The organism is Methanocorpusculum vombati, assembly GCF_026891935.1.
Lineage (GTDB): Archaea > Halobacteriota > Methanomicrobia > Methanomicrobiales > Methanocorpusculaceae > Methanocorpusculum > Methanocorpusculum vombati.
The window spans coordinates 1-13,594 of record NZ_JAPTGC010000005.1; the positions used below are offsets into that span (position 1 = coordinate 1).

The 13,594-nt window shown below is 52.7% G+C and carries 15 protein-coding genes; 9 read left to right on the plus strand and 6 right to left on the minus strand.

The annotated features are described in order from the left end of the window. Window positions 1-66: 66 nt before the first annotated feature. The 5 genes from O0S09_RS04320 to O0S09_RS04340 are packed head-to-tail and all read left to right on the plus strand — an operon-like array spanning window position 67 to window position 5,027. Window positions 67-489 (plus strand): molybdopterin dinucleotide binding domain-containing protein, encoded by a 423-nt coding sequence (locus tag O0S09_RS04320; protein WP_268922730.1) that lies wholly within the window; start codon window positions 67-69, stop codon window positions 487-489. A 9-nt stretch (window positions 490-498) separates the two neighbouring features. Beyond that, window positions 499-1,896 carry a formylmethanofuran dehydrogenase subunit B gene (locus O0S09_RS04325; RefSeq protein WP_268922731.1) on the plus strand — a complete coding sequence of 466 codons (1,398 nt, stop codon included), beginning with the start codon at window positions 499-501 and terminating at the stop codon, window positions 1,894-1,896. 4 nt (window positions 1,897-1,900) lie between these two features. Beyond that, window positions 1,901-3,622: a formylmethanofuran dehydrogenase subunit A gene (locus O0S09_RS04330; protein ID WP_268922732.1), complete on the plus strand. Its 1,722-nt coding sequence runs from the start codon at window positions 1,901-1,903 to the stop codon at window positions 3,620-3,622. 12 nt (window positions 3,623-3,634) lie between these two features. Further along, window positions 3,635-4,435, plus strand: a complete 801-nt coding sequence (locus tag O0S09_RS04335) for a formylmethanofuran dehydrogenase subunit C (RefSeq protein WP_268922733.1) — start codon at window positions 3,635-3,637, stop codon at window positions 4,433-4,435. Window positions 4,436-4,469: 34 nt separating this feature from the next. Further along, window positions 4,470-5,027 carry a hypothetical protein gene (locus O0S09_RS04340; RefSeq protein ID WP_268922734.1) on the plus strand — a complete coding sequence of 186 codons (558 nt, stop codon included), beginning with the start codon at window positions 4,470-4,472 and terminating at the stop codon, window positions 5,025-5,027. Window positions 5,028-5,246: 219 nt separating this feature from the next. Here the strand turns inward: O0S09_RS04340 and O0S09_RS04345 are convergent, their stop codons facing one another. The 6 genes from O0S09_RS04345 to O0S09_RS04370 all read right to left on the minus strand — a co-directional run bounded on the left by O0S09_RS04345 (window position 5,247) and on the right by O0S09_RS04370 (window position 10,071). Continuing rightward, window positions 5,247-6,377, minus strand: coding sequence for a pyridoxal phosphate-dependent aminotransferase (locus O0S09_RS04345; RefSeq protein ID WP_268922735.1), 1,131 nt, complete (start codon window positions 6,375-6,377; stop codon window positions 5,247-5,249). Continuing rightward, on the minus strand, window positions 6,374-6,793 hold the full coding sequence (gene ribH / locus O0S09_RS04350; RefSeq protein WP_268922736.1) for a 6,7-dimethyl-8-ribityllumazine synthase: 420 nt from the start codon (window positions 6,791-6,793) through the stop codon (window positions 6,374-6,376). Before ribH ends, O0S09_RS04345 begins: the two co-directional genes overlap by 4 nt. Window positions 6,794-6,887: 94 nt before the next feature. Continuing rightward, window positions 6,888-7,499 (minus strand): LytS/YhcK type 5TM receptor domain-containing protein, encoded by a 612-nt coding sequence (locus tag O0S09_RS04355; protein WP_268922737.1) that lies wholly within the window; start codon window positions 7,497-7,499, stop codon window positions 6,888-6,890. A gap of 61 nt (window positions 7,500-7,560) precedes the next feature. After that, entirely contained in the window at window positions 7,561-8,631 is a 1,071-nt protein-coding gene (locus O0S09_RS04360; protein WP_268922738.1) for a DMT family transporter, read from the minus strand. Window positions 8,632-8,779: 148 nt separating this feature from the next. Next, complete coding sequence (locus O0S09_RS04365; RefSeq protein ID WP_268922740.1) at window positions 8,780-9,391, minus strand: hypothetical protein; 612 nt, start codon at window positions 9,389-9,391, stop codon at window positions 8,780-8,782. Beyond that, complete coding sequence (locus tag O0S09_RS04370; protein ID WP_268922741.1) at window positions 9,391-10,071, minus strand: DUF7289 family protein; 681 nt, start codon at window positions 10,069-10,071, stop codon at window positions 9,391-9,393. Before O0S09_RS04370 ends, O0S09_RS04365 begins: the two co-directional genes overlap by 1 nt. Window positions 10,072-10,283: 212 nt before the next feature. Here O0S09_RS04370 and O0S09_RS04375 point away from each other — a divergent pair, with 212 nt between their 5' ends. From O0S09_RS04375 to O0S09_RS04390, 4 genes are read left to right on the plus strand one after another with little or no spacing between them, the layout of a single operon-like run. Then, window positions 10,284-10,511 (plus strand): LSM domain-containing protein, encoded by a 228-nt coding sequence (locus O0S09_RS04375; RefSeq protein ID WP_268922742.1) that lies wholly within the window; start codon window positions 10,284-10,286, stop codon window positions 10,509-10,511. Window positions 10,512-10,528: 17 nt separating this feature from the next. Next, window positions 10,529-10,702 (plus strand): 50S ribosomal protein L37e, encoded by a 174-nt coding sequence (locus O0S09_RS04380; RefSeq protein WP_268922743.1) that lies wholly within the window; start codon window positions 10,529-10,531, stop codon window positions 10,700-10,702. A gap of 12 nt (window positions 10,703-10,714) precedes the next feature. Next, on the plus strand, window positions 10,715-12,115 hold the full coding sequence (gene purF, locus O0S09_RS04385) for an amidophosphoribosyltransferase (protein WP_268922744.1): 1,401 nt from the start codon (window positions 10,715-10,717) through the stop codon (window positions 12,113-12,115). A gap of 50 nt (window positions 12,116-12,165) precedes the next feature. Then, entirely contained in the window at window positions 12,166-13,503 is a 1,338-nt protein-coding gene (locus O0S09_RS04390; RefSeq protein WP_268922745.1) for a sodium-dependent transporter, read from the plus strand. Window positions 13,504-13,594: the final 91 nt, after the last annotated feature.

The window sequence follows — 13,594 nt, forward strand, 5'->3', positions numbered from 1 at the left end:
TCAACACCGTAAAAGAGATCGGACCAAGCCCCATTGCAGCAGAAAGAAAGAGAAGAGGACTCTAAGATGAAAACATTACATCTTAATATGGTTACCCAGCGTGCCGTCGAAGAAGGCGAAGCAATGGAAGCTGGAAAAACCACCCAAAAATATTTTGATGTCTGCACCGTTGTTGAGATGAATGCAGATGACATCAGGGAGATGGGGATTTCACCCAACACTGTTGTCAAAGTAACCAGCGAATGCGGCGAAGTGTTTGTCAAAGCAATCATTGCACGTCAGACCTGCCCCCGCGGTCTCTGCCACATCCGCCAGGGTGTCTGGGCCAACCAGGTTGTTCCCCCGCGGACCCAGTCCACGGGCGAACCGCAGTACAGCGGCTTCCCGGTTACCATTGAACCTGCTCCGGATGCAAGAATCGTTCCCGCAGTTGAACTCGTACAGAAAGCCTGTAACAAATGGAACGGCCAGCTTCTGTGGCCAATGTGAGGTTAAATAATGCCAGAAGTAATCAAAAATGTCGCATGTCCGTACTGTGGTGCCTGCTGTGACGACCTGGAAGTCACCGTCGAAGACGGCAAAATTCTTGAGGTTAAAAACGCCTGCATCATCGGTACGGAAATCTACCACCATGCATCCCGTGAAGGCCGTGTCGGCAGCCCGCGTATGCGCCAGCCGGACGGAACCTACAAGGACATCACCTATGATGAAGCAATCGACTACACTGCCCGTATGCTGATCAAGGCAAAGAAGCCGCTGATTTACGGATTTGGCTCTACCAACTGTGAAGGTCAGGCAGCAGCCGGTCGTGTTGCAGAAGAAGCAGGAGCAGTCCTCGACAACTGTGCATCCATCTGCCATGGTTCCTCCTTCCTTGCAATCTTCGATACCGGATACCCGTCCTGTACTCTTGGTGAGGTCAAGAACCGTGCCGATGTCGTTATCTACTGGGGATCCAATCCGGCACACGCCCACCCGCGGCACATGTCCCGCTACGGTGTGTTTCCGAGAGGATTCTTCACCAACAAAGGTCACCGTGGCAGAAAAGTCATCTGTGTTGATCCGAGATACACCGATACCGCACGCTGTGCTGACTACTTCCTGCAGGTGAAACAGGGTCACGACTACGACCTGTTTGACGCCTTCCGTATGGTCATGCACGGTTACGCAGATGACGTCCCGGAGATTGTTGCCGGCGTTCCCAAAGAAAAGATCCTGGAAGTCTGCGATATCATCAAGAAGGGACGGTATGTGCACATCTTCTTCGGTATGGGTCTTTGCCACTCCGACGGTCGTAACCACAACATTGACATCGCCATCAATCTGGTTCGTGACATCAACGAAGTTACCAAGTGTACGATCATGGCAATGCGCGGACACTACAACATTGCAGGTCCCGGTGTCGTCTGGTCCTGGCAGTTCGGTTTCCCGTACTGTATCGATCTGTCGAAAGGCTCACACGCACACATGAACCCCGGAGAAACCTCCTCGGTGGATCTTGCTAACCGTGGCGAAGTCGATGCATTCATCAACATTGGAACTGACGCCGGAGCACACTTCCCGATACGTGCCTTCGAAAAACTCGGTTCCCACATCCCGATGGTCACCATTGACCCGAGCGTCAATATGGCAGCAACGGTTTCCGACGTGCACATCCCGGTTGCAATCGTCGGTGTTGAGACAGGTGGTATCTGCTACCGCATGGACAACGTGCCAATCCAGTACCGTGCAGTCGTCCCGCCGTACAACGGCATTCTGACTGACGAGGAACTGTTCAACAGAATCCTGAACCGGATGCTTGAGCTGAAGGAACAGGGCATTGAATGTGACGGCAAATGGGAGTATGCAAAGGCAATTCCGTCCTTAATCCCGGTGAAACTTGAGCCGGAGGCATAAGTTCATGACCGAATATATCATCAAAAACGGATGTGTTGTTGATCCGACCCAGAACATCAACGCACAGAAGATGGATATCTGCATCAAAGACGGCAAATTTGTTGACAAAGTCAGCAGTGCTGCCAAAGTCATTGATGCATCCGGCAAGCTGGTTATGGCCGCAGGTGTGGATATCCACTCCCACGTTGCCGGTCCGAAGGTGGACATGGGCCGTCTCTTCCGTCCGGAAGACAAACTGTTCCGCTCCCCGATGCGTGGAAAGAACACCAGAATGGAGATGGGTTTCTCCGTTCCGAGCACCACCAAGACGGGTTACGACTACGCCCGCCTCGGATTCGCCTTTGCAATGGAAGCTGCAATGCCGCCACTCGAGGCACCCCACGTGCATGAAGAGATCCGCGACACACCGATTATCGATGAAGGAGCCATGCCGGTTCTGGCAAACAACTGGTTCCTTCTGGAGTACTTCAAGAACGGCGAGATCGAAAACGCCGGTGCCTACGCATCCTGGATTCTGAACGCCACCCGCGGATTTGGTCTGAAGTGTGTGAACCCCGGAGGAACCGAAGCATGGGGATGGGGTCTGAACTGTATCACCATCCACGACAAGGTTCCGTACTTTGACATCACCCCGGCTGAAATTGTCACCGGCCTGATGGCAACGAACGAGTATCTCCGTCTGCCCCACTCCGTCCACGTGCATGCAAACAACCTCGGCAATCCGGGCAACTACGAAACCACCCTGGACACCCTGAAACTCGTTGAAGGCTTCTCTCCGAACAACGACTTCGGTCGTGAACAGGTCATGCACCACACGCACATCCAGTTCCACTGCTACGGCGGTGACTCCTTCAAGTCCGACTCGTTTGAGTCCAAGTCCAAGGAAGTTATGGACTACGTTAACAGCCAGAAGAAGCTGACCGTTGATGTCGGTCAGGTCACGCTTGATGAAACCACCACGATGACCGCCGACGGTCCGTTCGAGTACCACTTGACCCATATGAACCACCTGAAGTGGTCCAACGTGGATGTGGAGTTGGAGACGGCTGCTGGTATCGTTCCGTTCGTCTACGACCCGAAGACCTTCATTGCTGGTGCCCAGTGGGCAATCGGTCTGGAAATTGCACTCTTTGCAAAGGACAAAGACCGCTGTTACATCACGACCGACCACCCGAATGCAGGTCCGTTCTGGAGATACCCGAGAATCTACAAGTGGCTGCTTTCCGCAAAGGCACGTAACGACGTCATTGAGAACCAGCTGAAGTACGGCAACAAGGTTATCGACAGAACCTACATCGGCGAACTTGCCGACAAGGAACTTACGCTCTACGAGCTTGCCCAGATGACCCGTGCCGGTGTTGCAAAAGCACTCGGTTTAAAGGACATGTATGGCAGCTTAAAGACCGGTCATGCCGCAAACGTTGCTGTCTACGACATCGATCCGGAGAATCTCCCGAGCGATCCCGAACAGTACGAGAAAGCATTCGGCAGCAGCTTTGCCTTCTTCAAGGATGGTATCCTTGCAGTTGAGAACCACGATATTGTCAACTACAGCATGCCGAAGAAGACGGTCTGGGTCAACTCGATTGTGCCGGAGAACAAGCAGGTCGAGCGTGATATCCGCGACAAGTTCCTGCACTCCTACACCGTTCAGCTGGACAACTATGCTGTGTTCGATGAGCACGTGCACAACCCGTATGCAATCAAGGTGGACATCACCCAGTAAGGTGGAGACAAGATGAATACAGTAACTGTAACACTGACAAAACAGCCGGAGCTGTACTTTGAGGCGGATCTTATTACGCCGGATCAGTTTGCCGGAAAATCTGTTGAAGAGATCGGCGCAATTGAGATCTCTGAAGGTAAGATCAAGTATCCCCTTTCGGCCTATGCCACTATTGAGGGTGCTGCCGGTGCAACTGCAGCCGAGACCAGGATCGTCTTAAACGGTGACTGGACCCGTGTGAAGCGTATCGGTCAGCAGATGACCGCAGGCGAGATTGTGATCAACAGCAACACCGATATGTACACCGGCGGCTGGATGAAGGGCGGTAAGATCACCGTGAACGGCAACGTTGACTCCTTCACCGGCATTGCTATGGCGGGCGGCGAGCTGACCGTGAACGGCAATGCTCAGAATCATGTCGGTTCCGCATACCGCGGCGACTGGCGCGGCATGACCGGCGGTGTTCTTCGCGTGAAGGGCACGGCAGGCAATGATATCGGTACCTTTATGCGCGGCGGAACGATCATCATCGAGGGCGATGCATTTATCCATGTGCTGACCCACGGTGAGGGCGGAACGATCATCCTGAAAGGAAACGTTGAGGGCCGTGTCGGTGGTCAGGCCGTGAAAGGCGACGTGTACGTCTACGGCACGATCGAGAACCCGATGCCCGGCTACAAGTATGTTGACGATGTAGAGGCCGAGGTTGACGGCGAGAAGGCTGTCTTTGCCCACTATATCGGTGACCTTGGTGAACGCCACCCGACCTCAAAGGGTCAGACGGTTTTCGCCAACCTCTACCTGAAGAAATAAATCTCTTCAGGTCAACATTTTTTGAGAGATTCCTATGAAAAATAATGAAAAGCCGGTTTTCTTCAGTACTCATCTGCATGATGATCTTGAGCACGCGTTTGAGGATCTGAGACGGATTCACGGAGAGATCACCGGAGTTATCCGCAGTATGGAGGATTCAGCTGCGCATTGTTCTGATTCTGAACGGGAAAAAGAGCTGCGGTTCTATGCGGATGCGATTCTGGGTCCTGCGGATGATCTGGAGAAGTGGGCTACAACCTATGCGGATGCGGTAAATGCGCAGCTGGAAGGAAATCATCTGGTGTATGAACGGGACACGTATCAGACGCTGGTCCGGATTTTACAGTGGGACGGGGTGGATGTCCGTCAGCTTGCCCGCTGGATTCGGGAAATGAAGGAACTTACTTCGCATATCGGTCTGGATGTTCCCTATCTTCTGCATGTAAAGCAGATTCCGACAGAGCCGATTCCGGAGGACGTGGCGAAGTATCCGGTGTTTGTTATGGACAAACAGGGCTACTGTCTCTGTGGTATGGATCTGGCCGAGGTTCGTTACATTGATGAGGTGCGCGAACTGATGGAAGAAAAATAATTTTTGGTTTTTTCTTTTTAAAAACGTGTGTTCCGGTTCAGATCCGGAGATTTTTCTTCATTTCGTTGGATTTTTCCGTGGATGTGGACGGTTGCAGCAAGGCAGACGTCGACATTTTTGCGGATATAGGGTGAGCTGCGGAAAAAAAAGGAAAGGCCGGGACCCTACAGCCCCGCACAACAAAAAAAGACAGGCAGACACTCCTGCCCGCACCTATTTTTACCTCACCGCCTCGATACGATCGAGCGCCTCCTTCAGCCGCTCCATCGACGCCGCATACGAAATGCGGATCCAGCCCGGAGCACCAAACGCCGTACCCGGCGTTGCCGCAACATGCGCTTTGTCCAGCCACAGATTCGCCGTCGCCACATCATCACCGCCCACATTGATGAACGCATAGAACGCACCCTCCGCCGGCGCAGTGGAAAGACCCATACCCGCAAGCCGGCCAATCACATACTTCCGGCGCTCCGCAAACTGCCGGCGCATCTCCTCAACACAGCTCTGATCCCCGTTCAGCGCCGCCACACCGCCCCACATCGCAAACGTATTCACACAGCCGACCGAATGCTGCATCACCTTATCCATGGCAGGAATCACCTCAAGCGGCGCCGCAAGATATCCAAGCCTCCACCCCGTCATCGCATACGCCTTGGAAAAACCATTAATCGTCACAGTTCGCTCCAGCATATCACCAACCGTCGCAATCGACACATGCTCCTTTCCATAGACCAGCTTCTCATAGATCTCATCTGAAAGACAGAACAGATCATGATCCATACACACATCCGCAATCAGCCGCAGTGACGACCTGCCGAGGATCGAACCCGTCGGATTCGACGGTGTATTCACAATAATCATCTTCGTCTTATCCGTGATCACCTCGTAAATCGATTCATCCACCTGAAAATCCGCATTCAGAGAATAGTGCACAGCCTTCCCGCCCGCAATCTGCACACACGGCTCATATGAAACCCAGGACGGATCAATGACCACAACCTCATCACCCCGGTTCAGCAGCGCCATCATCGTAATACGGATAGCATCCTTCGCGCCCGCCGTCACCATAATCTGCTTCTGCGTCGCCGCAATGTGGTTCTCGCGGTTCAGCTTATCGGCAACCGCCTGCGTCAGCTCCGGAATACCGCGGGACGGCGCATAATGCGTCTCGCCGCGGGTCAGCGCATCAATTGCTGCCTGCGTAATATGGGCAGGTGTTGCAAAATCCGGCTCGCCCACCGCAAGACTGATCACATCAATACCGGACGCGATCATCTCCTTGGAACGGTTGCTCATCGCCATCGTAGCCGACGGGGCAACCGCCGTAATCGTATCCGAAACCGATCTCATTCGCTAAGTCTCCGGACCATCTTCACCGCCGACTCAACCGCACGCTTCCCGTACTCAATACGGTCCTCAGCCTCAAGTCTTGTCATACCGGGTCCGGAGATACCAAGCGCAACCGGCTTATCGAACTCAAGGGAAAGATCAAGAATCTTCCGTGCCGCATGCTGCACCACAATCTGATCATGATCCGTCGCGCCCTCAATAACACAGCCGATGGTAACAACCGCATCAATATCCTGCTTTTTCAGAAGCTTGCGGATGGCAAGAGGCATATCATAGGCGCCCGGCACATAAATCCGGTCATGAACTGCCGCACCAAGGAACCTGGCGTGCTCCTCCGCCTCCATCTCCATCATATACGTAAGATCGCGGTTAAATTCTGCAACAACGAATCCGAGTCTGACTGGTTTGTCGGTCATGGTAATCTCAGTACAATTCTGTCGCAAAAGTATATAGTGGTTCACAAAAAAGTCTCAACTCAAAAATGAGTTGGCGGTGAAGTGATGAAAAAAATTACTGCCCGGCTGCCGGGGCGGGCACTCTCGCTCTCTGGTAGCACCAGGAAAAGATTGCAACCGACAGAGGCACCAGAATCAGAATACCAACACCTGTCGGCGTATCCGAAATTACCGTCCAGCCGAAGTCGTTCGGGGTGAGGAAACAGACCAGCAGGATATGGACACATCCCATGATAACGGCGATCAGAGTCGCTGTAAGCGTGGTAATCCTCTCACGATAGAAATACCAGATAACACCGCTTACCACACCTGCGAACAGCGTCGAAAGACAGCAGGGAACCATGGTTGCACCGCCGAGCGTGAACCGGTAAGCAGCACCGATAACCGCAGCACCAACACCGATGACAGGGCCGAACCACAGACCGCCATATATCGGACTGCCGTCACGGACATTAAGCAGTGCACCACCGTACTCAATGCTTGCAATCGAACCAAACAGCGACATTATGCCAAAAATAGCAATTCCGACAGAATATTTGATCCAGTCGGTAAAATCCCCTTTCATATCCTCAAGCAGACGGGATTTTCCGAGAATTATTCCAAGCACCGCGGCAAATCCAAGATTCACACCGAACAGCACAATGAGACCTCCTGCAGTCGCATCCATACTATGTATAATGAAGAACCCCTGCCTATTTGAGAATACCGGTGATCCCAAGTAAGATAAATCAATGATCCTCGTGACCGTGCAGGTGATGAAGATCCGGTGCATGCGGATGGCTGTGCATCATCGTCTCATGGGTATGCAGATGAGAGTGTTCCCCTTCCACCGGCGGATCATGGACATGAGTATGGTGTTCGTCATCATGACAGTGACGATGCTCATGAATCAGCGGTGTGTGGACATGGCGATGACGGTGACCGCTGGTCGCAGCAAAGTAGGCTCCGGCAATCATAATTCCCGTGGCAGCAGCAAAGGAAACGGTCACCGGTATCTGGAAGATTACAAACGACAGTCCCACCCCAATAAACGGCGCAATTGCATAAAATGCACTTGTCCGGGCGGCACCAAGTGTTCTCTGGGCAAGAACATAGAAATAGATCGAAAGACCGTACGCAAAGAATCCGAGCAGAAGTGCTGCAAGAACACCGCTGAGATCCGCAGTCATCTCCCGTGCAAACAGGGCGAGCAGAAGTGCACCACCGCCTGCACCGAACCCTTTGATGATTACGATCTCCACCGGATCTTTTAAGGAAAGCATCCGTGTACAGTTGTTCTCAAAACCCCAGGCAACACAGGCAAGCAGAACGAAAATCGATCCCAGAGAGAAAGCAAAACTGCTCATATCCTCAACGGTGAGGATGATACTCGCACAAACGATCAAAAGAATCGCAAACCAGAGCCTGCGATCGATCGCCTCCCGAAAAAGAAGAAGAGCAATCACCGAAGTGGTGACGATCTCAAAGTTGTTTAAAAGAGAAGCATTCGCCGCGGTGGTCAGGGTAAGACCAAACATCAGCAGAACAGGCGCGGCAATATCTAGCACAATCATGCCGATAACGTACGGAAGATCCTTCCTGCTGAGTGGCGCCTCGCGGGTTTCCTGCCTGCGTGTAGTCTGAACCAGACTGACCACAGCCATCCCGATACCTGCCCCAAGATACAGCAGAGCTGCAAGCAGTGCCGGAGGCACACTGTCCAGCAGCACTTTGGAGACCGGCGAACTGATCCCGTAGAGAACAGCGGCAAGCACAGCAAAACCGATTGCAAGAAACCGTGGGGCAGCGGCAGCGGACATATTCTGTTTGTAATATTGGCAATAATTGCATATAACTCTCTGTTAGGAGAGATTTTTTGATTGTTATGCGAATTTATTACCAATAATCCCCCGATGTGCGGCACGTAGTACTGACCGCGGATTTGGGTGAAAAGGGTATGCGGTTTCCTCACCGCATGCTGAAATCAAACACACAGAAGATACCGGAGCCGCTCTGCAGAACTCGTTCCAGACGGTACGAAACGATCACCTCTTCCTCCCCGGATATCACCCAGGGAACAAAGGAGGAATCGGAAACTACCATGTGAACTGCGGAGTTCTCGTTCCCGTATCCGGGAAGGGTAAGACCGTATGGATCTGCGGTGAAAACTCCATCCCTCAGTTCAAGAACAATGTTCTCTGCATACCGGTTGGCGGATCGGTACGTAAAGACCACCGGATAGTATGCGGTACCATCTATCTGAAATGCGGGATGCCCGCGCTCCATACTGAACCGTCCGTGCAGCGGACGGGAAAAGGTAAAGATAGAGGAGGGATGCTTCCCGGACGCATAGGTAAAGATTTTTCGGCCATAGACTCCGGTGTTCCCCGCTGCAAGAAAGCTGTCCAGATCATATTTGAATGCCGCAAACTGCCGGAGAATATTCTCATTCTGTGTACGTTCCAGATCCTCTGTGAACTGCGGCGCAGTATGAACCGCCCAGATACCAAGAGCGAGGATGATCATCACAAGAATCAGGGAAAACCCGATCACCTCGGAAACCGCATCATCACCACACATCAGGCAGCCTCAATCCGGTAGAGTACCTCCCGGACGGTCAGATTGACTGGTCCGGCAGTATCAAACGTCTGCACAAACATTTTCCCGAGAAGGGGGTCACCCGCAACGGAAACAGATGCATTGACGAACCGGCGTTCACGGATATTTTTCACACAAAACCTGAGCAGGATCGGATCCGTTTTGGAAACTTCCACCGCGGGGGACGCAAGAACAGGGATCGTAAGACAGACATCACCTCCACGGCGGGCAACGGACGGAGGAAGGATCACCGACCGTGTCCCACCGGTCAGAAGAGTAACCGCCCCGCAGTCGGATGACAGTACAAAACGCTCCGCATACCGAAACTCCGGGCCATAGGACAGTCTGAGCGGAGAATAGGATGACGCCGACTCATTGTCTGACACATGGATCGCCGCATCCGAGATTCCGATGCTCAGAGTCCCTGCATCGATCATCACCGACCGGGCGTCACCGGGCTCTCCCGCAATCCACAGCAGATCCATTGCAAGTTTCATATCCGAAAACTGCACCGCAGCCGCCGCGGTGATATCCCGTTCCTTCTGCAGCTCTTCAGCAGGAACACCTCCTGCTGCCCAGATGGAAAAAACAACCGCGATCAATGCAAGAATGCAGATGAACCCGACAACTTCAGAAAGCCCGTCATCCGCAGATGGGTGCATATCAGAACTTTCCCGAAACCCGCAATATAATTTTGCCTATCTTATGACAATGCAAATACTATTATTTCTGAAGAGATGCCCTGGATCATCATGACGGTGAAATGTAATCCAATGCCTCGTCTGACGCTATCTTTATGTGTGTGGGGGACGAATACATTAAGCACTCTTCCATGAGTCCCAAAGACTCTACCGGAGAAAAACGAGGTATCCTTATGACAAAGAGACCGCTTGAAATTTTAGATCAGGTCCTTAACCGCCAGCCGGTGATTATTTCACTGAAGGGCGGGAGGGAGATCCGCGGGGTTCTCCAGGGCTATGACGTTCACATGAACCTGGTTCTTGACAAGGCTGAGGAAGAAGGAGAGAATGGCACCGTTCAGCTCGGCACGTTAATCGTCCGCGGCGACAATGTCATCTACATCTCTCCGTCTGTAGAATAAATGAGGTGAAGTAAACAATGACAAAAGGCACACCATCAATGGGTCTGCGCAACAAGCACTCCCACATCATCTGCCGCCGCTGCGGAAAACAGTCATTCCACGCCCGGCACGGTGTTTGTTCATCATGCGGTTTTGGCAAGAGTTCCAAGATCCGCGGATACAAATGGACGAAGAAAGCAGCAGATAACTAAAAAGGTTGTTGTATGAGTGGTATTGCCGGCATCGTTGATTCTCGCGGTGTCGCCTACCCCCTGTATTACGCCCTGCACGCACTCCAGCACAGAGGTCAGGAGGCTGCAGGAATATCTACTTTTCACGAAAAGACTCTTCGGACCCACAAAGGTCCCGGCCAGCTCGCCGAAGTTTTTAACGAACAGATCTTATCCGGGCTTCCCGGCACGGTCGGCATCGGACAGGTTCTCTACACCCAGAAAGCCCACCGCGGCAGAATGGAAAACATTCAGCCGCTGAAGTTCTCGTTTCAGGGCCATGAACTGTCCATTACCGTAAGTGTTGCACTGGTGCAGGACAACCGCGAGTCTCTTCGTGCAGAATATGAGGGGAAAGGGCACATCTTTTCAACGACCACAAACGCAGAGCTGATTGCGGCGATGATCGCCCATGAGCTCATATCAGGAGCAGACGCAGAGGATGCGTTTGTCAATGCAATTCAGCGGCTGAAGGGGGCATACGCAGGTGTTGCAATTCTGGACGGGGTACTGTACGCATTCCGTGATCCGCTGGGAACAAAACCGCTGTGTCTTGGAAAGACCGACAGCGGCTACATTGTTGCCTCGGAAAGTGTGGCAATCGACACACTGTCGGGAACATTCCTCCGTGACATCACACCGGGAGAACTGGTCACCATCACCGGGGACGGGGTGTCCGGCCGCCAGGTACTGACCGCGGACCACAAAGCATACTGCGTGTTTGAATATGTCTATACCGCACGCCCCGACTCGGTGATCGACGGCGTGCTGGTCTATGACGCACGGCGGAGAATCGGCGAACGACTGGCAAAACATCCGGTCAAAGCCGATCTTGTTTCGCCGGTGCCGGACTCCGGCACAGCGTTTGCAACGGGTTTTGCGGATGCGTCCGGTATTCCTTACATGGAAGGACTCTTAAAGAACCGGTACGTCGGCAGAACCTTCATCATGCCTGCCCAGAGTCTGCGGGAGAATGCAGTGCGGATGAAACTCAATCCGGTGCGTCGCCACATCAGCGGAAAGTCCGTTGTCCTTGTGGACGACAGCATTGTCCGCGGCACGACCTCACTCCATATTGTGGACATGGTAAAAGAGTTCGGTGCAGCCGAAGTCCACATGCGCATCGGTTCAACGCCGATTGTTGCGCCCTGTTACTTCGGCGTGGACCTGCCTACCCGTGAGGAACTGATCGCAAACGGCAGATCGGTGGAAGAGATCCGCAAGATGATCCATGCAACAAGCCTTGAGTACATCTCGGCTGATGACCTGGTGGAGTCGGTAGGTATTCCCCAAGAAGATCTGTGTATGGCCTGTTCCTGCGGAGCATATCCGCTGGACATCCCGAACGAATCGTGTTGTGCGTGCCGCAGGATAACTCCGGCAAAAGAAAACTAAGCAGCAGATATCTGCTGCAAATATTTTTTTCAATCAGTGTGTGTTGTACTATGAATGAACGTGGTTTGTTTTCCAGCAGGATGGGATTCATCCTTGCCGCCGCAGGGGCTGCAGTAGGTCTTGGAAATATCTGGAGGTTTCCCTACCTTGCAGCCGAGTACGGCGGCGGTATTTTTCTTCTGATCTATCTGATTCTCGTGGTGACGCTCGGATTCACCATTATGATAACCGAGATTGCCGTCGGTAGATCAACCGGAACGAGTGTGGTAACAGCATTTGCCCAGCTGAACCGAAAATATACGTTCATCGGGTATCTGTCACTGCTGGTTCCGCTGATTATTCTTCCCTACTATTCGGTCATCGGCGGATGGGTAATGAAGTATGCGGCGGTGTACTTCACCGGCGGCGCTGATGCAGCAGCGACGGACGGATTTTTCGGAGGATTCATTGCTCTGCCGCTTGAGCCGATTCTCTGGACCCTGATCTTTGTGGCACTTGCCTGTATTGTGGTGCTGTTCGGGGTGGAAAAGGGAATTGAACGGGCGAATAAAATCCTGATGCCGATGCTGATTCTGATGCTGATAGGACTTACGGCCTACTGTCTGTCCCTTCCGGGAGGAATGGATGGTCTGTGGTACTACCTTTACCCGGACTTTTCCAAGTTTTCGGCAGAGACAGTACTCGCCGCAATGGGGCAGGTCTTTTATTCGCTGACGCTCGGGTTCGGCGTGATGATCACCTATGGTTCGTATCTTGCAAAGAAGACCGATATGGAAAAGTCAGTGCGGACCATTGAAATTTTTGATACCGGCGTTGCGTTTCTTGCAGGTCTGCTGATTATTCCTGCGGTGTTTGTGTTCTCCGGCGGCAGTCCAGAAGCACTCGGGGCAGGACCCGGACTGATGTTTCAGGCACTGCCAAAGGTGTTTGATATGATGCCGTTCGGTTCGGTTGTTGCCGCTATCTTCTTTGTGCTGGTAGCGGTTGCAGCGCTGACCTCCTGCATCTGCATGCTTGAGGTGCCGGTTGCAGTGCTCGGGGACCGGTTCGGCGTGTCCCGGAAGATTGCGTCAGGACTGGTGTTTCTGTTTACGATGGCACTGGTCGTGCCGATCTCACTCGGGTTCGGTGTTCTTGACTGGATCAGCCTTGCCGGTATGTCACTGCTGGACATATTTGATTTCTTCAGCAACAGTATTCTTCTGCCGATTGTGGCGCTTCTCACCTGTATCTTCATCGGTTGGATTGTAAAACCGAAGGTGGTTATCGATGAGGTGAAACGCTCGTCGCTGTTCAAGGCAGAGCGGATGTATGTGGTGATGGTGAAGTTCATCGCACCGATCTGTATTGCGGCGATTCTGATCTATGGTCTGCTTTCGGTTCTCTGAAAGCGGTACCCTTTCCCATTTTATCATCCGGACGAGACCCGCCGCACAAAACACGGCATCTTGATTACGGTGCAGCACCCTTCTACTTAGT